General features: G+C 47.0%; 31 protein-coding genes and 1 tRNA gene. 20 read left to right on the plus strand and 12 right to left on the minus strand.

Features of this window, described 5'->3' with window-relative positions; all coding sequences use genetic code 11:
* From amrB to WC259_RS02625, 3 genes are all read right to left on the minus strand, one after another.
* Positions 1 to 310, minus strand: a 310-nt coding sequence (gene amrB / locus WC259_RS02615; RefSeq protein ID WP_372643069.1) for an AmmeMemoRadiSam system protein B, incomplete at its 3' end; no start/stop codon positions are given.
* Positions 310 to 1347, minus strand: coding sequence for an AmmeMemoRadiSam system radical SAM enzyme (amrS, locus tag WC259_RS02620; RefSeq protein ID WP_015407182.1), 1038 nt, complete (start codon positions 1345 to 1347; stop codon positions 310 to 312). The genes amrS and amrB, both read right to left, overlap by 1 nt.
* A 74-nt stretch (positions 1348 to 1421) precedes the next feature.
* The gene (locus tag WC259_RS02625; protein ID WP_059280156.1) at positions 1422 to 2330 is read right to left on the minus strand and encodes a DMT family transporter; all 909 of its coding nucleotides are present in this window, start codon (positions 2328 to 2330) and stop codon (positions 1422 to 1424) included.
* 222 nt (positions 2331 to 2552) lie between these two features.
* Between WC259_RS02625 and WC259_RS02630 the strand changes: the two genes are divergently transcribed.
* Together WC259_RS02630 and WC259_RS02635 are read left to right on the plus strand one after the other, a co-directional pair.
* Positions 2553 to 2627, plus strand: a tRNA-Met gene (locus WC259_RS02630).
* A gap of 62 nt (positions 2628 to 2689) precedes the next feature.
* On the plus strand, positions 2690 to 2914 hold the full coding sequence (locus WC259_RS02635; RefSeq protein WP_011309672.1) for a hypothetical protein: 225 nt from the start codon (positions 2690 to 2692) through the stop codon (positions 2912 to 2914).
* 91 nt (positions 2915 to 3005) lie between these two features.
* Here the strand turns inward: WC259_RS02635 and WC259_RS02640 are convergent, their stop codons facing one another.
* Entirely contained in the window at positions 3006 to 3497 is a 492-nt protein-coding gene (locus tag WC259_RS02640; RefSeq protein WP_011309673.1) for a YajQ family cyclic di-GMP-binding protein, read from the minus strand.
* Between the two features lie 159 nt (positions 3498 to 3656).
* Here WC259_RS02640 and WC259_RS02645 point away from each other — a divergent pair, with 159 nt between their 5' ends.
* Together WC259_RS02645 and WC259_RS02650 are read left to right on the plus strand one after the other, a co-directional pair.
* Complete coding sequence (locus WC259_RS02645; protein WP_061977411.1) at positions 3657 to 4112, plus strand: YcxB family protein; 456 nt, start codon at positions 3657 to 3659, stop codon at positions 4110 to 4112.
* Positions 4113 to 4207: 95 nt separating this feature from the next.
* The gene (locus WC259_RS02650) at positions 4208 to 4711 is read left to right on the plus strand and encodes a hypothetical protein (RefSeq protein ID WP_226988224.1); all 504 of its coding nucleotides are present in this window, start codon (positions 4208 to 4210) and stop codon (positions 4709 to 4711) included.
* A 452-nt stretch (positions 4712 to 5163) separates the two neighbouring features.
* Here the strand turns inward: WC259_RS02650 and WC259_RS02655 are convergent, their stop codons facing one another.
* Complete coding sequence (locus WC259_RS02655; protein ID WP_011309676.1) at positions 5164 to 5895, minus strand: AAA family ATPase; 732 nt, start codon at positions 5893 to 5895, stop codon at positions 5164 to 5166.
* 146 nt (positions 5896 to 6041) lie between these two features.
* Between WC259_RS02655 and WC259_RS02660 the strand changes: the two genes are divergently transcribed.
* Positions 6042 to 6590 carry a flavodoxin family protein gene (locus WC259_RS02660; protein ID WP_372643074.1) on the plus strand — a complete coding sequence of 183 codons (549 nt, stop codon included), beginning with the start codon at positions 6042 to 6044 and terminating at the stop codon, positions 6588 to 6590.
* Here the strand turns inward: WC259_RS02660 and WC259_RS02665 are convergent.
* Positions 6581 to 7384 (minus strand): GNAT family N-acetyltransferase, encoded by an 804-nt coding sequence (locus WC259_RS02665; protein ID WP_015407186.1) that lies wholly within the window; start codon positions 7382 to 7384, stop codon positions 6581 to 6583. The two genes, WC259_RS02660 and WC259_RS02665, sit on opposite strands and share 10 nt — an antisense overlap.
* A gap of 288 nt (positions 7385 to 7672) precedes the next feature.
* Positions 7673 to 7894 carry a hypothetical protein gene (locus WC259_RS02670; RefSeq protein ID WP_011309680.1) on the minus strand — a complete coding sequence of 74 codons (222 nt, stop codon included), beginning with the start codon at positions 7892 to 7894 and terminating at the stop codon, positions 7673 to 7675.
* Positions 7895 to 8145: 251 nt separating this feature from the next.
* On the opposite strand from WC259_RS02670, the gene coaE reads away from it, so the two are divergent.
* Positions 8146 to 8742 (plus strand): dephospho-CoA kinase, encoded by a 597-nt coding sequence (coaE, locus tag WC259_RS02675; protein WP_011309681.1) that lies wholly within the window; start codon positions 8146 to 8148, stop codon positions 8740 to 8742.
* On the opposite strand, the gene WC259_RS02680 is transcribed toward coaE, so the two are convergent.
* Complete coding sequence (locus WC259_RS02680; RefSeq protein ID WP_011309682.1) at positions 8717 to 9625, minus strand: NAD-dependent epimerase/dehydratase family protein; 909 nt, start codon at positions 9623 to 9625, stop codon at positions 8717 to 8719. The genes coaE and WC259_RS02680 overlap by 26 nt on opposite strands.
* A 230-nt stretch (positions 9626 to 9855) precedes the next feature.
* Here WC259_RS02680 and rplU point away from each other — a divergent pair, with 230 nt between their 5' ends.
* The 4 genes from rplU (at position 9856) to WC259_RS02700 (ending at position 11714) form a co-directional block, all read left to right on the plus strand.
* Positions 9856 to 10254, plus strand: a complete 399-nt coding sequence (rplU, locus tag WC259_RS02685) for a 50S ribosomal protein L21 (protein WP_011309683.1) — start codon at positions 9856 to 9858, stop codon at positions 10252 to 10254.
* The gene (gene rpmA / locus WC259_RS02690) at positions 10244 to 10498 is read left to right on the plus strand and encodes a 50S ribosomal protein L27 (protein WP_011309684.1); all 255 of its coding nucleotides are present in this window, start codon (positions 10244 to 10246) and stop codon (positions 10496 to 10498) included. The genes rplU and rpmA overlap by 11 nt, the downstream gene beginning before the upstream one ends.
* A 6-nt stretch (positions 10499 to 10504) precedes the next feature.
* Positions 10505 to 10711, plus strand: coding sequence for a 50S ribosomal protein L31 (gene rpmE / locus WC259_RS02695; protein WP_012034100.1), 207 nt, complete (start codon positions 10505 to 10507; stop codon positions 10709 to 10711).
* Between the two features lie 79 nt (positions 10712 to 10790).
* Positions 10791 to 11714 carry a DUF1385 domain-containing protein gene (locus tag WC259_RS02700; protein WP_011309686.1) on the plus strand — a complete coding sequence of 308 codons (924 nt, stop codon included), beginning with the start codon at positions 10791 to 10793 and terminating at the stop codon, positions 11712 to 11714.
* On the opposite strand, the gene hisI is transcribed toward WC259_RS02700, so the two are convergent.
* On the minus strand, positions 11707 to 12021 hold the full coding sequence (gene hisI / locus WC259_RS02705) for a phosphoribosyl-AMP cyclohydrolase (RefSeq protein ID WP_011309687.1): 315 nt from the start codon (positions 12019 to 12021) through the stop codon (positions 11707 to 11709). The genes WC259_RS02700 and hisI overlap by 8 nt on opposite strands.
* Positions 12022 to 12151: 130 nt before the next feature.
* On the opposite strand from hisI, the gene WC259_RS02710 reads away from it, so the two are divergent.
* On the plus strand, positions 12152 to 12610 hold the full coding sequence (locus WC259_RS02710; RefSeq protein WP_011309688.1) for a GNAT family N-acetyltransferase: 459 nt from the start codon (positions 12152 to 12154) through the stop codon (positions 12608 to 12610).
* A 6-nt stretch (positions 12611 to 12616) separates the two neighbouring features.
* On the opposite strand, the gene hisA is transcribed toward WC259_RS02710, so the two are convergent.
* The 3 genes from hisA to WC259_RS02725 form a co-directional block, all read right to left on the minus strand.
* A complete protein-coding gene (gene hisA, locus WC259_RS02715; protein ID WP_012034103.1) occupies positions 12617 to 13393 on the minus strand; it encodes a 1-(5-phosphoribosyl)-5-[(5-phosphoribosylamino)methylideneamino]imidazole-4-carboxamide isomerase in 777 nt (258 codons plus the stop codon).
* The gene (locus WC259_RS02720) at positions 13357 to 13599 is read right to left on the minus strand and encodes a DUF2769 domain-containing protein (RefSeq protein ID WP_015407190.1); all 243 of its coding nucleotides are present in this window, start codon (positions 13597 to 13599) and stop codon (positions 13357 to 13359) included. The genes hisA and WC259_RS02720 overlap by 37 nt, the downstream gene beginning before the upstream one ends.
* A gap of 79 nt (positions 13600 to 13678) precedes the next feature.
* Positions 13679 to 13996, minus strand: coding sequence for an NfeD family protein (locus tag WC259_RS02725; RefSeq protein WP_227028523.1), 318 nt, complete (start codon positions 13994 to 13996; stop codon positions 13679 to 13681).
* Between the two features lie 171 nt (positions 13997 to 14167).
* On the opposite strand from WC259_RS02725, the gene gatC reads away from it, so the two are divergent.
* The 9 genes from gatC to WC259_RS02770 all read left to right on the plus strand — a co-directional run bounded on the left by gatC (position 14168) and on the right by WC259_RS02770 (position 20560).
* The gene (gene gatC, locus WC259_RS02730) at positions 14168 to 14455 is read left to right on the plus strand and encodes an Asp-tRNA(Asn)/Glu-tRNA(Gln) amidotransferase subunit GatC (protein ID WP_015407191.1); all 288 of its coding nucleotides are present in this window, start codon (positions 14168 to 14170) and stop codon (positions 14453 to 14455) included.
* The gene (gene gatA / locus WC259_RS02735; protein WP_015407192.1) at positions 14455 to 15915 is read left to right on the plus strand and encodes an Asp-tRNA(Asn)/Glu-tRNA(Gln) amidotransferase subunit GatA; all 1461 of its coding nucleotides are present in this window, start codon (positions 14455 to 14457) and stop codon (positions 15913 to 15915) included. The genes gatC and gatA overlap by 1 nt, the downstream gene beginning before the upstream one ends.
* Before the next feature lie 16 nt (positions 15916 to 15931).
* Entirely contained in the window at positions 15932 to 16396 is a 465-nt protein-coding gene (locus WC259_RS02740; RefSeq protein ID WP_011309694.1) for a hypothetical protein, read from the plus strand.
* Positions 16397 to 16519: 123 nt separating this feature from the next.
* Positions 16520 to 16894 (plus strand): DUF2178 domain-containing protein, encoded by a 375-nt coding sequence (locus WC259_RS02745; protein WP_011309695.1) that lies wholly within the window; start codon positions 16520 to 16522, stop codon positions 16892 to 16894.
* 5 nt (positions 16895 to 16899) lie between these two features.
* Positions 16900 to 17109, plus strand: coding sequence for a helix-turn-helix transcriptional regulator (locus tag WC259_RS02750; protein ID WP_011309696.1), 210 nt, complete (start codon positions 16900 to 16902; stop codon positions 17107 to 17109).
* On the plus strand, positions 17106 to 18026 hold the full coding sequence (locus WC259_RS02755; protein ID WP_015407193.1) for an ABC transporter ATP-binding protein: 921 nt from the start codon (positions 17106 to 17108) through the stop codon (positions 18024 to 18026). Before WC259_RS02750 ends, WC259_RS02755 begins: the two co-directional genes overlap by 4 nt.
* Complete coding sequence (locus tag WC259_RS02760; protein ID WP_015407194.1) at positions 18026 to 18721, plus strand: ABC transporter permease; 696 nt, start codon at positions 18026 to 18028, stop codon at positions 18719 to 18721. The genes WC259_RS02755 and WC259_RS02760 overlap by 1 nt, the downstream gene beginning before the upstream one ends.
* A gap of 137 nt (positions 18722 to 18858) precedes the next feature.
* Complete coding sequence (locus WC259_RS02765; protein WP_011309699.1) at positions 18859 to 19341, plus strand: Lrp/AsnC family transcriptional regulator; 483 nt, start codon at positions 18859 to 18861, stop codon at positions 19339 to 19341.
* A 22-nt stretch (positions 19342 to 19363) separates the two neighbouring features.
* On the plus strand, positions 19364 to 20560 hold the full coding sequence (locus WC259_RS02770) for an aminotransferase class I/II-fold pyridoxal phosphate-dependent enzyme (protein ID WP_012984470.1): 1197 nt from the start codon (positions 19364 to 19366) through the stop codon (positions 20558 to 20560).
* The last annotated feature ends 2 nt before the right edge of the window (positions 20561 to 20562 follow it).

Raw genomic sequence — 20562 nt, forward strand, 5'->3', positions numbered from 1 at the left:
AGTGTGCCAGCGGAGAGTCTATTTCCACCTCTCCCATGGGGGTCTGCCAAATGCCTGAAGCCATAATGGCATATTCCGCCCCTATGCCCGTATGGCTGGGGCCAAGTATGATAGCGGTTTCAGGCAGGTCTAAACGGGAGCCTACCGCCATGGCGACTCCCCCTGAATACGGATAGCCGGCATGGGGCATAACCGCACCCAAATACCGTTCCTTAGCAATCCCTTTCACTTCCATAGGGGTTATAACCGAACGGATTTTTTCTTTGCTGGCCGGATAATAACGTCCTGCCGCAGACGCTTGTCTTAACATTATTCACCTTCCGTCGGGGAGGAAAGCCGGATATAAAGCTTTGACCGGCAGTGCCGGCAATGATCATTATCCAGTCCGCATATTTCAGTATCATAACCATGGCGGCGGATAAGTACCTGCCCGCATTTGGGGCAGCAGGTAGTCTCGCTTTTGTGTCCGGGCACATTCCCCATGTATACATATTTCAGCCCTTCCCCCTGACCTATTTCCACTGCTTTTTCCAGTGTCTCAACAGGCGTTGGAGGAACATCCAGCATATCCCGGCAGGGATAAAAACGGGTGACGTGCCAGGGAGTAAGCTCTCCCAGACGGGTTTTTATCCAGCGGGCTATCCCGGTAAGCTGTTCAGGGTCATCATTATAGGTGGGAATAATATTTGTTACCACTTCCACGTGCATGCCCCACTGGGACTTGGCCCTTTCGGTGGTAGCCAGTATCTTTTCCCAATGCTGGATTTTGGATAGCTTTTTATAGGTATCCGCCTTGAAACCCTTTATATCCACCCTGAAAGCGTCCATATACGGGCCAATAGTATCCAGCGCATCCGCGGTCATATAACCATTGGTTACATATACCGTATAAAGCCCGTTATTTTTGGCTAAACGGGCACAATCCAGCGTATATTCAAACCAAACCGTAGGTTCATTATAAGTAAAGGCGATACCCTGGCAGTGGTGTTCTCTGGCCATGCTTACAGCCTGTTCGGGCAGAAGGGTTCGGGAGCTGAACAGTCTTTCGTAAGTATCAGGGCAGGCAATCTCCCAGTTTTGGCAACCGGTACAATGAAAGTTGCATCCCCAGCTGCCCAGTGAAAATACCTGACTGCCGGGATAGAAATGATAAAGCGGTTTTTTCTCTATGGGATCTACCGCCACCGAGGAGGTACGCCCGTAATTCAGACTAAAAAGAGAACCGTTTATATTTTGATAAACCTGACAAACACCCAAGTGATTGGGATTTATACGGCAATTCCACTGGCAGGTATGACAGCGGATTACTCCGTTTGGCATCTTTTGGTAGAGCAAGGCTTCGTGCATATTTGCTCCTTCGGCTAAATTATAACACCCCACCCTGAGAAAAAATACAGCTTTAAGGTTAGCCTGAACAAGAGTTAACTGAAAAGGTTCATGACCGCAATGCCGCTTACGGTTAAAACCACCCCGCCTATCTGAAGTATCCGCAGCCTTCTACCCGCAGGCCATTCCAGCAGAAAACCCGGTATCAGCCGAACCAATAGGAAGGCGTACACTAGCACAAACAAGGGGCGGGCACTGGAAATAGCCGACACCAGCGAAATAGGGCCATGCTGGATAGACCAGAGCAGAAGCAGCATACCCCCAAACAGAACAAGCTCATCCAATATTATCAGTAAGTAACAGAGTATCGGCTTTGTAATCCCTTTAAGTTCGGTAAAAACACTCCTGCGGAAAGATACCGCCAGCAGAACAATGGCTAAACATATACTGCTCACCCAGTAACCGTTCCAGAAGGTAATCACATCCAGCACGTGTTTATTGATAATGTCAGACCCGGATATAAGCAACCCGGCCAATATGAGCAAAACTGTAGTCTGGCTGAGGCGAAACGACCTGCCAGTGCCGTTTCTTCGGGCGGAAACCAGTATTACACCCCCCACTACCGCCAATATAGCCAGCCACCTAAGTAAACCTATGCTTTCGCCCAGCAAAGGCACTGCCATAAGGCTTACAAAAATGGGGTAAGAATAATATATGGGTATCACCCGCGAAACTTCTTCAGTCTTCAAAGCAAACAGCATTATGTAAACAGAACAAGCCCGCAGAGCACCGGCCGCAAAAGCCAGCGCGATAATATCAGGGGGAGTACCTTCGGCAAAAGGGAACATGAAAGACAGCGGGATGTTGTAGCTCATCATCAGAAGCCCTACCGGCAGGATAAAGGCTTTTAGACTGGGAAATCTTTTTTGGAGAAGATGCCCGTCCAGAATATTCACCATGCTCAAAAGAGCAGTGGCCAGTAGAGCTGCAAAAAACCAAGACATATCTAAACGTCTTAGTCTACACTATACCTGTATTTTTTTAAATGCCTCAAAACCCATCACTATATAATCCCTAACCAAGCTATCCGCCGTTAAATAATTCAGCAATTTCCCCAAGCCCGCCCATACTTTTCCGGTGGCTGTCAGACCGGCTAAACTGAGGTGATACCCTTTATTGCGTTTGACTTTGCGGAGTATTGTTACTATACTATCTGAGCATATTGACGCGGGGTGGAGCAGTGGTAGCTCGTCGGGCTCATAACCCGAAGGCCATAGGTTCGAATCCTATCCCCGCTACCAATTCTAAAGCTAAAAAGCCTTCCGAAAGAATACCGGGGGGCTTTTTCTATGGGAGGAGAGAAATGCTTAAAATAAGCGGAACCAAAAAAGAAGTGGCATACCTTACCATAAACTACAAAGACGGCACCAGAGAAACCCTGGATGACTATGCACTGGTGGGACTAAGCGGCGAAACCTGGTTTAGCCTGCTCCATGCCGAACTGTCTGAAGATGATATGGTGGAACTGAATAACCACATAGCTGACCTTACCTATAAAATAAGGGATTTTCTGGACAAGAAAAAGTAAGCTTTCAACTCAAATATCCCCCGAAATACTCCTCTTTAAACAATAAAGCCCGCTTTTAAGGCGGGCTTTTCTTGATTAGGGATATAGAACTTCAGCGTTTCATATTTACATATTGCAGGGGCACGTCAAAGTCCTGTTCACTAAGAAGACGCATTATCTCCTGCAGGTCATCTATCTGCTTGCCGGTTATGCGTATCTGTTCGCCCTGAATGGCAGAGTCCAGCTTAAGCTTGGTAGACTTGATGAACTTGGTTATTTTGGAAGCAGTCTCTTTGGTTAGACCGTCTTTTATTTTGATTTCGGTTTTGGCGGCACCCAGTGAGACGGTATGAGAATCTGCAATATCCAGACACTTGCTGTCCAGCTTGAAGCGGACACACTGCTGAATCAGGGTTTCAATAACAGCCTTCAGCTTAAACTCATCTTCGGCAACTATCTCTATGGCCTTATCTTTGCGGTTCAGTTCCAGTTCGTATTTGGAGTTTTTAAAATCATAACGGTTGCCAAGGTCACGCTTGGCATTATTTACGGCGTTATCCATGGCTTGCATGTCTACCGTGCTTACCACATCTAGAGACGGCATATATCCTCCCCTTCCAGCTTGTCCTATATTACTTCATTTTAGCACGTACAAGATTAAAATTCTGCAAATAAAAGATACTGAAGATATTGTTATTTCAGGACATCAGGGTAATAATATACCAATATACCCTTGCCGCTGATAGATAAGGAGTAAAAAACATTGACACAAATTGAATACGCACTGGACAAAAAACACCTGCGTACTTATCTGATTGAAAAACTAAAAATCTGGGGCATAGTTGTTTTGAGTTTAGCGATAGTAGCTATTGGTATGAATATTTGGCAGGGAGAACCTCAATACACCGAAATTATACTTGGTGCCTTGGTTTTCTTAATTATCTACATTTATGCCATATATATTTTTATGCTCAAAAGAGCAATGAAAAATTCCGGCGCTACTGAAAAAATGATCTTTGAAGAAGATGGAATTCATCATACTTCCGCCACCGGTTCAGGGATAATAAACTGGACAGCCTTTAAAAAATGGAGAAAACAAAAACATTTTTATTATTTAAAAATAAATGCCTTAATAACATTCCCTATCCCAGTGGATAGCATACCCGCTGAAAACCGCACTGAATTTGAAACCCTGCTCAGGCGGAAAATAGGCAAATAGAGGGGCTTGTCAAGAGTTTTTAAATATTTTTGTTGCCATATGGGTTTTGGGGTGGTTACAATAACCCTAAGACTAAGAATAAAGGCGGCAAAACCATGAAAACCAAAACCCTGAGCCTTATCCTGAGCCTGATATGCCTTTTCACTCTAATTACCGGATGTGACGGTATAGGACTGGAGGATATCCACCTGAATCTGGGGGGTGATGATTCCAATACCGATGATACTACCCAAGAGATTAGATGCCAGCTGACACTTCAAACCAGAGTAGTCACAGTAACAGGGGCTTATGTTTACCCTGTTATGGTTATATTCATGACAGATGTGCTGGATGCCGGCGGCAGCAATGTATATTTCCATGACCGCCAGATTAAGTATACAGACTCCAAGGGTTATATCAGCTTCACCGCACCCTCATTCAACCTGCCACCGGACAGATATGCGATAATTACAGCCTATGTTCAACAGGGAGATGAAGAAGGCTTTACAGCAACTACTGCGTCCATGTCATTCACATATGCTGAAATTTCCCAACATGGCACTTTGCGCAGCGGCGGCCTGATTACCTATGCCAAGTTCATGACAGTCATAAAGGGGTAACACCAGTCTAAAACAAAAAAAGAGGTCTTCACACCTCTTTAAAATATATGCTGGTCCTGCCGCTAGCCCGATTACGCTCAGGGCTCCGCCCACGGGAGGGGACCTGGATGATAATTAAGCCGTTCGGCGCCTCAACCGACAGCACCCTGATTTCCCCCGGCAGGACCAACCACGTATATCAATTTTTAAACTTTCAGGGGATTTAAGCTACCCTGAATCAAGATTGATAAATTATGACAGAATTATTCTGTTTTGGCAATACTATTTATCGTTTTATTGCCAAGTCAAATTTTATCTTGCCTTTTAAGGCCATCCATCCCAAATTCATATTAGCCCAAATGCGTTTCCGGCCTGTTGTCTTTTAGATTTTATCAGAACACCCCAGACAAACCGCCTTAATCCAATTGCCCACCCCTGCAGGTCAGGTATTAAGTTAAACCCCGAACAGATTTTTAATCTATATTATTGTCAGCAGCCAAGAAAGACTCCGGGTTATTCAGGAAATCACGGTAGATGCGGTAGTACTGGGTATCGTAATACCCTATTGGGGAAACAGGTGCGGTATCAAACGTGTATATGGAAGCACCCGGACAGGCCAGCAGGATAGGCGAATGGCTGACAATAATAAACTGGTTATGGTCAGAACTTGACGCCTGACTCAGAAGTTTTAACAGCATGAGTTGGCTTTTGGGTGACAGGGCAGTTTCGGGCTCGTCCATAAAATACAGCCCCCTAACCTTGTAACGGGATTCAAAATATTTCATCAAAGACTGGCCATGGGAACGGTTGGTAAGGGAATCCCCTCCAAAGTATTTCAGAATATCCGGCGAAGCCGCCGCCCATTCATCCAGAAAACGGGTAAAGTCTTGAAAGGTGCGCGAATCAAAAAATGAGCCCTTAACCCCGCCCTGAGGCAAGCCAAGCTCCAGATAGTCTGACAAACAGTCTGCATAGGGGTTATTATCCAGTGTCAGGCGGCTGGTATCCTCCCAGATATGTACCCCGGCCTTGCGGCAGATAGCCCTGAGCAAAGTAGATTTGCCGCTGCCGTTTTCCCCGATGAAAAAGGTGACCGATTTGTCCAAAACTATCTGAGGGGTCTTATGCAATACGTCCAGATTAAAGGGGTAAACACCGGTATCCGGAAATCTGTCAGACCTGATTTTTACGTTATCCAGAAACATGGGCCAAGCCTCGTTTCCTTAAAATGATTTCTGCCATTGTATGACTGCGGGATAAAGCTGTCAACGTATAAGTCTCAAATAATACTGGACATACACATACGGAAAATGGTATTAAATAGCATCTTCAAAGCTGAAACAGGTACGAAATGAATACTAAGATAAAGATAGTTTTAATAAGCGGTTCACCCCGAAAAGGCAACACCGAATATATACTGGAAAGTTTATCCAAACTGCTTAAAAAAGCCGGGGCAGATACCTGTCTGATACTGCTCAGAAAGTGCAATATCTGCTTCTGTACGGGCTGTCTGGCCTGCGAAACACGCACGAAAAGCCAACAGGGTATCTGCAAACAGAAAGACGATATGCCCGAACTGCTGGAACAACTGAAACAGGCGGATATAATAGTACTGGGCACGCCGGTCTATTTTGAGATGCTTAGCGGGCTGACGAAAAACTTCATAGACCGCACCTGCCCCGTCTGGCCAAGCCTGCAAGGCAAAAAAATGGGCGGAGTAGCGGTGGCTGAGGAAGGCATAGGCCAAGCTCTGCTGAACCTGAAACAATACGCCGAGGTCTGCCATATGAAATACCTCGGCAGTTTGGAACTGCTGGCCAAAACACCTAAAGAAGCCAGCCGGAATACCTCGCTGCCGGAAAAGCTTACGGCTTTTACTGATTTGTTGCTTCAGGGCTGAAGCAGGAGCGTCCGGCTGTAAGCCATTTCAAAACCCGCCCGGCGGGCATTACGCTCTGATGAATTGCCCGGTGCAGATACAAATATCATTTGGCGGACACCCATTTTGCGGGCTATTTTCATGCGGTGCTGGATAAGGGCAGTTTGAACCCCCCGGCGGCGGAAATCCGGCAAAGTGGCATCTCCCCCTAATTCAGCCATATGCCCCCGAACATACAATACCCCACCCCCGGCCGGTTTGCCGTCCAGATAGGCCAGATAGGCCGAAGAATTACGGCTATGGTAATTTGGCTCGCAGATAGACTGCATGGACATCAAATCTGACTCTGCAGAGGAGAAACCGTGGCTAACCACCTCCAGCCAGGTAAGATAGTTATTTTTGTTTACCGGCCAGATAACTATACCCGGCGGCTCTTTTATCTCAAGTTGAAAACTGCTGACCTCATGTACCAGTACACTGTCAAACTGATAAACCGTGTACCCCCGCTTGCCCAGTATATAAACCATATTTTCTTCTACCAGCGGGCATACATCCAGCATGGCTTTAAGACCATGTACGGCATAAAATTCCTCTATGCCAGGCAGGTCTTCCTCAAGCAGGGCTTCTTTCAACCCCAGACACATCACCCGGTTTACCGGTGATTCAGCCCCGTCATATATCAGAAATGCCCCTTTAAACTCCCTGACGCAACTGTCTGCATCAGGGTGCAAACGAACTCTGGCCGCAACATAATCAACCCTTCGGTGAGCTTGAAGCTCTTCCAGAGAAGCCGCCAAAGATAAAGTCAGATTCATATACCTATTACTTTACCCGTTCAGCCCTGTTTCCACAATAATCAGGCAGAAATATTCCCGTTATTTCCCATAATCAGTTCGGGAGACGGATATATGAAGGTGCAGCTCGGGATACTGCCAATCTCACCCAAGCAGCGGCAGACAGGGAAAGAAATCGTATTTAAGCACGACTATCTGCCCAAAAAACTCCTTGCCTTTCAGACAGGTGCCGGTTTGGACAGAAGCAAACCAAAGACAGCCAGTCACCCCTGCATATACAGATAACAAGAGAATCAGATTTAGAGCCTGTCAGGAAGCCTTTTTAGCCAGCGGCAATTCAGGATTGTCTTCGGTAACGGCTGACTCCAGTTTGCGAAGTATGCCGAATAGTATTTTCTCCCTGGCGTGCAGGGCTTTTTTATAGGTATCTGTTTCGGTATGGATTATCTCCACCCGAAGCTCACCGATATAGTTTTTAAGTATTCCTGCCAGCATCTCCCTTTCAGGCATGGTCAAATTTTTGGTCTTCATAAATCACCTCCCGGTGGCAAATTCACCATTCATTGAGGAAGTGCCAACCTTCTTCAATATCCCATAGGGGCTTAAACCCCACAATTAGTATGCATACGTATTTACAGATAAAGAGTGTCTTAGTTTTGAGGGCAGATACTTAGACAAAGAGCGGATAGCCTTTGAAACAGAGAAATCTATTTCAGGTATCTGAAAGTATTTCAGTCAGGAATTTACTTGACCTGATTTTTTTAAAAGACTAGACTAATTCAATGAAAATTGTAGGCATTACCGGTGGTATCGGCAGTGGCAAGACTACAGTTTGCCGTTATTTAAAAGAACTTGGGGTAAATATCATTGACGCCGACGAGATTGGCCACCGCGTACTGCAGAATAAGGGTATCCGTACCAAGATAACAGATGTATTCGGCAACGAGGTAATGAACCCTGACGGAAATATCAACCGCAAGATACTGGGTGAGCTGGTTTTCGGTTATCCCGAAAGGCTGGAACGGCTGAACAAAATTACCCACCCCCTGATAGAACAAGCCATTTCTTCCCTGCTGGAAGAGTACCGCCAAAAAGGCATAAAATCAGTCGCCATTGAAGCCCCTTTACTGGTGGAAGCAGGCTGGCTAAAGCTGGTAAACGAAGTCTGGCTTATTACCGCCCCCAAAGAAAGCATCTTCAAGCGGCTGCATAGCCGCATGGGACTAAGCCGTGAACAGGCTATAGCCCGAATTCAGTCACAAGCCACCGACAATGAACGCCTCAAATATGCCAGCGTTGTAGTAAACAACAACTGCCGTTTTGAAGACCTGAAAGCCTGCGTTCAGCTACTGGCTAAGGAACGGCTGGAGCTGGCTTAAGGTAATCAAGCCCTTCTGAAAGAGGTTTGGGGTCAAAGCCAAATTCTCTCTTTACAGCATCCTCAACAGTTATATTGTCTACTGACAGGGCTTTCAATTCCGGCATGGTAATAGGCGGATTAGAACTTGCACGTTCCATCAGCCAAACCAGCGGACGCATTAACCCCACAGGTACATGCAAACGGGGCTTTTTTATCCGCATAGCCTGCATCACGGCTGAAAGTACCTGATCATAGGTAAATATCTGAGGTCCGCCAATCTGTACGCTCTGGTGTATTTTTTCACCCTCCAGCATTTTCAACAGGCAGCTAACTACGTCCTCCACCCAAATAGGCTGAAGGCGGGTTTTTCCGTTTCCGGCTACCGGGGCAATAAACGGATAGGGTTTGAACGAACGAATAAGGGCATTTATAAATCCTGCCCCCGGCCCGAACATAACCGAAGGCTTTAAGATACTGTAACCCAGACCCGAATGCCTGACAGCTTCTTCAGCCAGATATTTGGAATGGAGATAAGTAAAACGGGGATCCGCACTGGCACCCAGTATACCCATATGAATAAATCTTTTTACCCCGTTTTCGGTAGCGGCCGCCAGTATATTTTTTGTGCCCTCTATATTTACCTCTGCAAAGGTGGCATTTTTATTTTCACGAAGTATTGCCACCAGATGAATTATGGCAAAAACATCTTTCAGACTATCCATCAGCACCGGCAAGTCATTAACCGTACCATAAACAAACTCCACTCCGGGAGTTTTTACCCGGTTGGCCTCAGTTTCATTCATAACCAACAGACGAATTTTAAAGCCGTTTTCAGCCAGTCTGGGCAATAAATGCCTCCCCACAAACCCACTGCCTCCAGTGACAAAAACCCTGTTAGTCATTTTGCCCCTCCTTCGCCTGATACTTTGAGTATAACTCCACACGCCAACAGAAATGTATAGGCCTTCAAAGAATATTTTGCTTATTTGGCGGTTTTAGGCTAAATTATAGGGGCAGATTTCGCAGAGGTTCTTGACAAGCATATCTAAACATATTATTTTTAGAAGGTTTTGTTTAAAAGCCTAGCGGCTTTGCGTTTTAATATATTCTACTGTATAATATTGCTTTGCTTTTGGGAGGTGTCAACATTTACGCCATAATTGAATCCGGTGGAAAACAATACAAGGTAACGCCCGGTCAGCTGGTTGAAGTAGATTTACTTGATCTGGCTGAGGGTGACAGCATTGAACTGGACAAGGTTCTGATGCTTAATGACGGTGAGACCGTTACTATAGGTTCCCCCACTATTTCGGGTGCCAAGGTAACAGCCACTGTTGCCGGCCATATCAAGGGTGACAAGGTCTTTGCTTACCGCTTCAAGGCCAAAACCCGTAACCACAAGAAAATGGGCCATCGCCAGCTGTACACTGTACTAACGATAGGTGAAATTCTGACCGGCGGGGCTGCCGAAAAGCCTGCCCGCAAGCCCAGAGCCAAGAAAACAAACGAGGTAACTACAGATGGCGCATAAAAAAGGTGCGGGTTCTACAAAGAACGGACGTGATAGCAAGCCCAAAATGCTGGGTGTTAAACGTTTTGCCGGTGAAAAAGTGAACTCCGGGACTATTATTGTCCGCCAGAGGGGCACTCATATTCACCCCGGTGAAAATGTGGGGCTGGGACGTGACTATACCATCTTTGCCACTTGCGAAGGTGTGGTAAAGTTTGAGCCTACCACTAATGACAGGAGGAAAGTCAGCGTAGTTGCTGACTAATGCCGTATGAAGGAAAAAATACACCCTAAATATAATACCGCCACCAACGTAAGTTGTGCCTGCGGCAACACTTTTACAGTGGGTTCTACCAAGGACAATATCAAGGTGGAACTTTGTGCCCAGTGCCACCCCTTCTACACCGGTGAGAAAAGAATGGTTGATACCGCCGGACGGGTGGAGAAATTCCGCCAGCGCTACGGCAGCAAAACCTAAGCAAGCACCAGTTAAAAAGGTAATAATAAAAGGAGCGGTATTAAAAGCCGCTCCTTTTTGTTTATGACGGAGTGGAATATTGGCAGATAAATTTTATTACGGCGGACAGGCAGTACTTGAAGGGGTCATGATGCGCGGCCAGAAAAATCTGGTCACGGCTGTACGCAACCCCGACGGCGAAATAACTACCGAAATCAGGCCGCTGCATTCGCTTTATACCAGCAAGTGGCGCAAAATGCCCATTATTCGGGGGGCGATTGTACTCATTGAAAGCATGGTTCTGGGTATTCAGAGCCTTATATATTCGGCAAACATAGCTCTTAAAGAAGAGGAAGAAGAACTTTCAGGCGGGCTTTTGTGGCTGATGCTGCTGGTATCACTGGGTTCCAGCGTAGCCCTTTTCTTTCTGGCCCCCCTGTTTATAACCAATCTGATGAGTTCCTTTCTGGAATCCGCCGTTTTGTTCAATCTGATTGAAGGTCTGGTAAGACTGATAATATTTGTCATTTATATAAAGCTGGTTACCCTGACGCCGGATATTAAACGGGTTTTCGGCTACCACGGGGCGGAACATGCAACCATTAATGCCTTTGAAGCCGGCGTGCCGCTTGAGATAGAACGGGCAGCCGAAATACAATCTTACCCTACCGCTCACCTGCGGTGCGGTACCAGCTTTCTGCTGGCGGTGATGGTGATAGCCATACTGGTATTCAGCCTGATAGGCAAGCCATCTTTTGCTGTTATGTTCGCTTCACGGATAATTCTGGTACCGGTGATTGCAGCTTTGAGTTATGAATTCACCCGTTTCAGTGCCGGACACTGCCATAACCCGATAGTCCACTTTTTAATTAAACCCGGTCTGGCTTTGCAGTCACTCACCACCCGCCCGCCGGATATAAAACAAATCGAGGTTGCCATCACTGCCCTGAAAAAGACAGTAGAGATGGACAACCCCGATTATATTCCCCAAAAAGCCTGCCCCGAATGCGAAGCGGCTACTTAAGCTCTACAGTTTTGAAAAAGCAGCTGCGGTTGCCGGTGTGGCAGGTGGGTCCCATAGGTTCAGCCTTTACCAGCACGGCGTCATTGTCACAGTCAAGGTACATTTCTTTGACAATGAGCTTGTTGCCGGAGGTGGCGCCTTTGTTCCAGAGTTCCTGGCGGCTGCGGCTGTAAAACCAGACACTGCCGGTTTCCTGAGTGAGTTTAAAGGATTCGGTATTCATATAACCCAGCATCAGTACTGTGCCGTCCTTCACGTCCTGTACTATGGCGGCTATAAGACCCTTGTCGTCCAGTTTAAGTTCCATTAGAATGCATTATCTCCCATTTTTATTTTTGCGTATAAAATGTTATTTTATCAGGAATTGAATTAAAGTGCATCTTGTAAGTGCTATAAAACTTTGGGATAGGCTGCCATTAAAACACAGGGGGTACATTTTGGAGAAGTCGCTTTGCATCCGCAGGGTAACCAGTGAAGATATGAATACGCTTGCAGATTTTAACACAGCTATGGCGCTGGAAACTGAAAACAGGCTACTGGATAAGGATATTACCCTGAAAGGGGCAGCCGCACTTTTAGAAAACCCCGCCTATGGCTTTTACCTGATGGCTGAATATAACGGAGAAGTTGCCGGTTCGCTGATGGTTACCTACGAATGGAGTGACTGGCGGAATAAACTCTACTGGTGGGTTCAGAGTGTATATATAAAGCCCGAATTCCGCCGCAAAGGCATCTTTCGGGCTATGTATGAAAGTCTGACAGAGCAAGCCAAAGAGGCAGGTAATGTCTGCGGACTGCGTTTATATGTGGAAAAAGAAAATAAACGCGCCCAGACCACCTATGCCGAATTGGGCATGACCCCAAGCCATTACCTGATGTACGAAACGGATTTATAGCCTGAGCTAGGACAGATCTTCAAATGCCCGCTTAAGATTCAGGTCACCGGTGTATATGGCCTTGCCCACAATAGCGCCTTCTGCACCTATATCTTTGAGAAGACGTAAGTGGCTCAGGCTGGAAACACCACCGGAGGCTATAACCGGTACATTGATAGCTGAAATAAGGTCACGTATAGCCGCAAAATTAGGTTCGCTTAGGGTGCCGTCACGGCTAATATCGGTATAAATAAAACGCCTGATACCCAGTTTTTTCATACTTCGGGCTAGTTCCAAAGCATCTATTTCTGTATTGGTGACCCAACCCCGGGTTGCCACTTTGCCGTTCCTTGCGTCTATACTTACGGCTACCGAATCAGCATATCTGGCACATATTTCTTTAACCAGTTCAGGGTTTTCCACTGCCGCCGTACCCAGTATTACCCGGTCAACCCCGGCTACAAGCAGTTTCTTTACCGTCTCCATACTGCGGATACCGCCGCCCACTTCCACCGGTATAAGAGCGGAGTTGGCTATTTCTTTTATAAGCTCAAAGTTTACGCTTTGTCCATCAGCAGCACCATCTAAATCCACCACGTGCAGGCGGGGAGCACCCAGCGACTGCCAGCGCATGGCTGTACCCACCGGATCTGACGAATACACTGTCTCCTGAGCATAATCACCTTGAAAAAGGCGAACACACCTTCCGCCTAAAATATCTATTGCCGGAATTATCTCTATTTTGACACCTCTCTTGAAAATGCCGCTTAAATACGGGATAACGGTGCCGCCCCGCTGGCACAATAATATGTTTCCGCAAAACGGTTCAGCTTCCATACCCGGCACTTGGGGCAAAGGCAGCTTATCTTTTTAACCATATACGGGCTTTTAGCCCGCTCACAGTAGACCACCTTGTCTTTATGTCCCGGGTAACTGGGACATTTTTTACACCGGCAGAGATTACTGTTAAACCCCAGTATCAGTTTTTTAACCGGATTATTATTATCCATGCCAAGCCCCCTTTTCCTGAGACCTGCCTGAACCTGCCGCCATTATAACATCTTGGCGGATTTTAGCGAAAGAACGCATCTATTTGGGTTTCACCCAAAGACGCATTTTATCCCGCCCGACTACCACCACTTCCCCTCCGCGGGGTATAGACACGCCAGAAGTGACCGCCTCCCAAAGCTCTCCATCCAGCCGTATCATACCCTTCGGGTTTACGCTTTCCACCACTACGGCACTGCTGCCGATAATAGTCTCCGACCCGGTACGGGGTTTCTGGTCCAGAGTAACCGTACCCACATGATAAAAATATACTGATGAAACCAGCAGCACAGCTTCGGCAAGGAGTATAACCCAAAGCGGCAGTTGGAAATCTATCTGCGGCAGCAACCACAAACCCAAGAAGGCAATGCCAACTCCTTCTAACAGCGTAGTAAATACAGTCCAGACCAAGCGGATATTCATACCCTATTATATCAACAACACCTTCCCCTTAATACAGCTAAAGGGGACCTTTGTTGCCCGCATTTGGCGGCAGTGTTATAATCTGGGGACTTGTAAACGGGGGATATTATGAAGCTAAATCGTGAAGACGTACTCCACATTGCCCGCTTGGCCAGACTGGGGCTTGAGGAAGACGAAATAAACCGCCTGAGCAAAGAGCTTTCAGCTTTGCTGGAGCATTTTGAGGTGTTACAGCAGGTGGATACCACCGGTGTGGAACCCACCTCTCAGTCCACCCCGGTTAAAAGCGTACTTAAAGAAGATATTATAAAATCTTCATACGCCCGAGAAGACATACTTTCAAATGCCCCCAGACGTGAGGGTGATTACGTACGGATACGGGCGGTGATGGAATAATGACGGATTTAGTTAAACTGACTATTGCCCAGTCCCACAAGTTGCTCAAAGACCGCAAGATATCATCAGCCGAACTTACCAAAGCCCACCTTGAGCGGATTGAGAAACTTGAACCTGAAATAAAGGCCTTTATGACTGTTTGCCCGGAAACCGCCCTGTCACAGGCTGAAGCGGCAGACAAAGCTATCAAACAGGGGGATATCCGCCCTCTTACGGGTATACCCATGGCCCTGAAAGACGTACTATGCACCAAGGGCATCCGGACTACCTGTTCATCTAAAATGCTGGAAAACTTTGTACCCCCTTATAACGCCCACGTGGTGGATAAACTGGCGAAAGAAGGGGCGGTTTTGCTGGGTAAAACCAACATGGATGAGTTTGCCATGGGTTCTTCCACTGAAAACTCAGCCTACTTTACCACCCGCAACCCATGGAATACCGATAAAGTCCCTGGCGGTTCTTCGGGCGGTTCGGCAGCCTGTGTGGCCGCTTCAGAAGCTGTATTTTCATTGGGTTCGGATACCGGCGGTTCTATCCGCCAGCCGGCCAGCTTCTGCAGTGTTACCGGGTATAAACCCAGCTATGGCATGGTAAGCCGCTACGGGCTGGTAGCCTTTGCCAGCTCACTTGACCAGATAGGGCCTTTTACCAAAGATGCAATGGATTGCGCTTTGGTAATGAATGCCATTGCCGGCTTTGACGACCGTGACTCCACCTCTGTCCCGCAAACTGTTCCTGATTTCAGCAGCGGCCTTGACGGGAATATAAAGGGGTTTAAGCTGGGTGTGCCCAAAGAATATTTCAGCCAGAATATGCGGCCGGATATCACCGAAAAGATAAATGACGCCCTGGGCGTACTTTCGGGTCTGGGTGCAAGCATAGACCGCGAGGTATCTCTGCCCCACACTCCATACGCACTGGCAGTTTATTACATACTGGCACCCTCTGAAGCATCCGCCAATCTGTCACGCTATGACGGGGTAAAATACGGCTACTCTTACAATCAAACCGAAAACATGTGGGAAGCGATGGAAAAAACCCGTGCCAAAGGTTTCGGGTCTGAGGTGAAACGCCGCATTATGATAGGTACTTATGCTCTTTCTGCCGGCTATTATGACGCATGGTATGTCAAAGCCCAGAAGGTACGCACTTTGATAAGCCAGGAATTTAACAACGCCTTTGAAAAGTATGACGCCCTGATAACCCCAACCACCCCCAACCTACCCTTCAGTATCGGTGAAAAACTGAATGACCCTTTTGAGATGTATATGTGTGACACCTGCACCATTCCCATAAATATTGCCGGCTTGCCCGCGGTAAGCATACCGGCTGGTTTCGTAGACGGTTTACCGGTTGGTTTACAAATTATAGGCAAGCCCTTTGCTGACCAGACTATCATGCGCATAGCTCATGCTTTCCAGTGCGCTACCACCTGGCACAAGGAAACGCCCCGGTTATAGAGAGGTTGGGAAATCCATGATTAAGCAACCAAGCGAGTGGTACCAAACCAGCAGTGATACTGTTGCAAAACTGGAAGCAAGCCTTAGCCCAAAGGAAATTAAGAAGTACCGTCTGAAATGGCTTAAAACCGTCCTTTACCAGATGGATAGCTTCGGACAAAACTGCAAGGATTGCAGCATGTTCCGCCATGCCCTGACTGCCTGCCTAAAAACCCTGAGTAACAAACCCGTTACCCAGAATGACGAGGAATCTTATTTCAACACCTTGAACGGTGCGGTACTTCACCTGCAAAATAAACACAAGTTAACACCCCCGGGTGAAAACATAGGCATCTGGCTGGCTTTGGGCTTGGTCATAGGTGCGGGGTTGGGATTTGTGCTGAGTGATATGGCTGCCGGTATTGCCATAGGGATAATCACCGGGCTGGTCATAGGGGGTATTCTGGATATTGCCGCCCGCAAACAGGGACGCGGTATTTAGAACCAGACTTCTCAAGATGAATAATAAAGCGGCTGGTAAACAGCCGCTTTATGTTTATATACCAAATTTCATAATGTATAGCTACCTTGACATTTTGAATATGTAATTTTACAATACCAATCTATGAGTATTAAAAATTTCCGCTATCTGGTCATTCTGCTGTCGGTAATAATGGGTATTGGCATAGGGTGGGCAACAGCCAGCGGCGCATATCTCTTCGGGCTTCTGATAGTGCCTATCTTTATTGGGCTGAGTGTATTTCTAAAAAGCCAAGTACGGGGCGTATTGGCAGATGAACGCCAGTATCGCATTCAGGAAAAGGCCGCCGGCTTCACTATCCGTATTTTCGGCCCGGTAGTAGGTATAGCACCCCTGATATACCTGATGATAAATGAAGATGCGGCATCTTCCCCCGAGTACTGGCTACTCGTGGGCATGGCATTATTTTTTATTTTGCTGTATGACCTGGCAAATCTTTACTACCGCAGTAAAATGTAGACAACATGCAAAATAAACTTAAGGTGTTAAGAGCTATAAACAGCCTCACTCAGGAAGAACTGGCAGACAAACTGGGCATTACCCGCCAGACAGTTATTTCTATAGAACGGGGTAAGTATTCCCCTTCTCTGGAGCTGGCTTTCAAAATAGCCTCCCTTTTTGAAACACCTATAGAAGAAATATTTGTATATAACACTGAACAGGAAGGGCAATGATAGAAGTAAACAACCTTAGCAAAGTCTTTAAGGACAAAACGGTGCTGGATAATATCACATTCAGTGTCGCCCCGGGGGAAATATTCGGTTTTCTGGGCCCCAACGGTGCCGGGAAAACCACTACCATGAGAATCATTCTGGGGCTGTTAAACCCATCTAGCGGTAAGGCAACTCTGAATGGCAAAAATCTGGCTAAAGATGATACCGCCCGAAGCAATGTAGGTGTCCTGCTGGAGGTAGACGGCATCTATGACCGCCTGAGTGCCTACGAAAACCTGCGGTATTTCGCGGATATTTACCGGATACCCAACCGCGAAGCCCGCATAAATGAACTACTGGAATTTTTTAACCTGAGCGAACGCCGAAATGACCCAGCCGGCAAATTTTCCAAGGGCATGAAGCGTAAACTGGCTCTGGCCAAGGCTATTATGCACAAACCGGAGGTGCTATTTCTGGATGAACCGGCTTCCGGCCTTGACCCTGAAGCCCAGAAAAGCTTCCGTGACCTTATCCTGTCCCTCTCCCGCGAGGGCAATATGACTATTTTCCTGAATTCGCACGATCTGGACGAAGTTCAGCGTATCTGCAATAAAGTAGCCATTATAAAGGGCGGTAAACTACTGGCTTGGGATAGCCTGACCAATCTGGACAGGAAAAACCGCCAACCCGGTATGGAACTTTCATTCAGTAACACTGCTGATATTGAGCAGGCTGAAAAACTGCTTGTTTCCGCCAAACTGGCGGTTGATATTCACCGCACACAGGAAGGCCTGACCCTGACCCCGGCTGAAGGCGTAGATACCCCAAAGATAATCACCTATCTGGCCGGTCACAATATCCAGCTGGAAGAGGTACGTAAGCTAAAGCGATCTCTGGAAGAAATATATCTGGAGACTATGAAACAGGAGACCAAGTAATGAAAAATATACTGACCGTAGCTAAAAAAGAAATGCGGGATAACTTTAGCAACAAGGGCATGCTTATTCAGGCTCTCATCATGCCGCTGCTGTTCGGTTTCCTTTATTCCAACAACCTATCCAGCCAAACAGGTCTGGGTTTATCCTTAAACGGAGTAGTCTTTTACCTGTCCATTATGATAAGCGCCTTTATGTCTTATATGTTTCTCAGCCAGGCATTCGTGATGGAAAAATACACCCGCACTATTGAAAGCCTGATGTGCACCCCTCTCAGCCTGCGGGATATTCTGCTGGGAAAAGTACTGGGAGTAAGTGCTTCCACCTACCCGTTTGTCCTGCTGGCTGTTTTAATACCCATTGTCCGTACCGGCCTTGAAAACGGGGAGTTTATACTGCCCTCGCTGGCGATATTTATTCAGGTACTGTTTGTAACCCCGCTGGTTATTTTGGGTTTTGTAAACCTGATGGGTTTTTTAAACCTGTACGTGGGGCTTAAAGAATACCGGATTTTAAACCTGATTGTGTTTGTACCAATGTTCGGGCTGATGGGCGCAGGTATTGGCCTTGCCAGCAATATTGATGCTCAGTGGACTCTGGTAGGCATAGTAGCCGGAGTAGCTTTGCTGCTTTTGGGTATTTCCACTTACCTGACCCGCTTTCTCAACCGTGAAAGAATAGTAACCACCCTGCCCTAAAATAATATTACCGTCACCTAATGCCCCTCTGCCTATAAAAGCAAAGGGGCATTTTTTTGACAGGAATAATCAACAGGAGTATTTTTTACATTTAAATATATCTGTTATAATAACCCTACCATAAACAGGAGAAAATAATGCTTAGTGACATTTTGAAAATCCTGGAAAATGACTCCCGAATCACACCTGACAGACTGGCCTGCATGACCGGCCTGCCCGAAGGGGAAATCAGCCGTGAAATAAAACAGGCTGAAGCTGATAAAACTATCCTCAAATACAAAACCGTTATCAATTGGGAAAAACTGGGTGCCGAACAGGTTTTTGCCCTGATAGAGGTCAAGGTCAGCCCCCAGAGAGATGTGGGATTTGACGCTATTGCAGAGAGGATTTACCGCTATCCGGAGGTTCGCTCATGCTACCTGCTTTCAGGCACTTATGACCTGCTGGTAATGGTAGGCGGCAAGACCATGCAGCTGGTGGCCAACTTCGTAGCCCAAAAACTGGCTCCTATCGAAGGCGTACAGGGAGCGGTTACCCATTTTCTGCTGAAGCGCTACAAAGAAGATGGCGAAATAATTGACGGCAATGATGATATTAAACGTGAACCGGTAGTCCTTTAATAAAGATTCAGAGGTTTATGCTATGACATCACAGGTGGGAACGGACAAAGGTTTTATCTCTGACAGAGCCAAAGAGCTCAAGCCCTCCGGCATACGCAAATTCTTTGACCTGGCCGCCAAGATGGGTAGCGGAGCGATATCTCTGGGTGTGGGCGAACCTGACTTTACTACCCCCTGGCATATCCGCGAATCTGCCATTTATGCTCTGGAAAAGGGATATACCATGTATACCTCTAACGCCGGGCTTTTGGAACTCCGTCAGGAAATATCCAAATACCTTTACCAGACCTATGGGCTGGAGTACAACCCTGAAACCGAGGTATTAATAACAGTGGGCTCAAGCGAGGCTCTGGACCTGGTTATGCGGGCTACCCTGAACCCCGGTGATGAAGTACTGATGACAGACCCGGCTTATGTAGCCTATCCTTCCTGCGTCTTTATGTCATACGGCAACCCGGTACAGATACCCACCTTTGAAGCTAATAATTTTGAGATAAGTGCGGCCGATATAGCCCCCAGAATTACCCCCAAGACCCGCTCTATTCTGCTGGGTTACCCTTCAAATCCCACTGGGGCGGTTATGCCCAAGGCCAAACTGGCCGAGATTGCCAAGCTGGCCTGCGAGAAGAACCTGCTGGTGGTATCTGACGAGATATATGACAAGATTATCTACTCCGGTTTTGAACATACCTGCTTTGCCACTCTGCCGGGTATGCGGGAACGCAGTGTTATTATCAACGGTTTTTCCAAGACCTATGCCATGACCGGCTGGCGGATTGGTTATGCAGTAGGCCCGGCCGCTATTATTCAGGCCATGACCAAGATTCACCAGCACACCATGCTCTGCGCCCCTATTGCCGCCCAGAAAGCCGCCCTAGAGGCCTTGAGGAACGGTCAGGATGATGTCCGTCTGATGGTAGAGGAATATGACCGCAGACGCCGTTTTATAGTAAAAAATTTCAACGATATGGGTTTGTCCTGTTTTGAGCCCAAAGGGGCTTTTTACACCTTCCCTTCAGTGCGAAAAACCGGACTGAGTTCGAACGAATTTGCTGAAAAACTGCTTATGGAAGAAAAAGTGGCAGCTGTACCCGGTACTGCCTTTGGTGAGAGCGGCGAAGGTTACCTCCGCTGTTGTTACGCTACCTCCCTGAAGGATATTGAAGAGGCCATGAAACGTTTCCGCCACTTTTTAAAACACAACTGCCCGCAGATGTAGGC

This window comes from Dehalococcoides sp., from assembly GCF_041654235.1.
Classification (GTDB): Bacteria; Chloroflexota; Dehalococcoidia; order Dehalococcoidales; family Dehalococcoidaceae; genus Dehalococcoides; species Dehalococcoides mccartyi_B.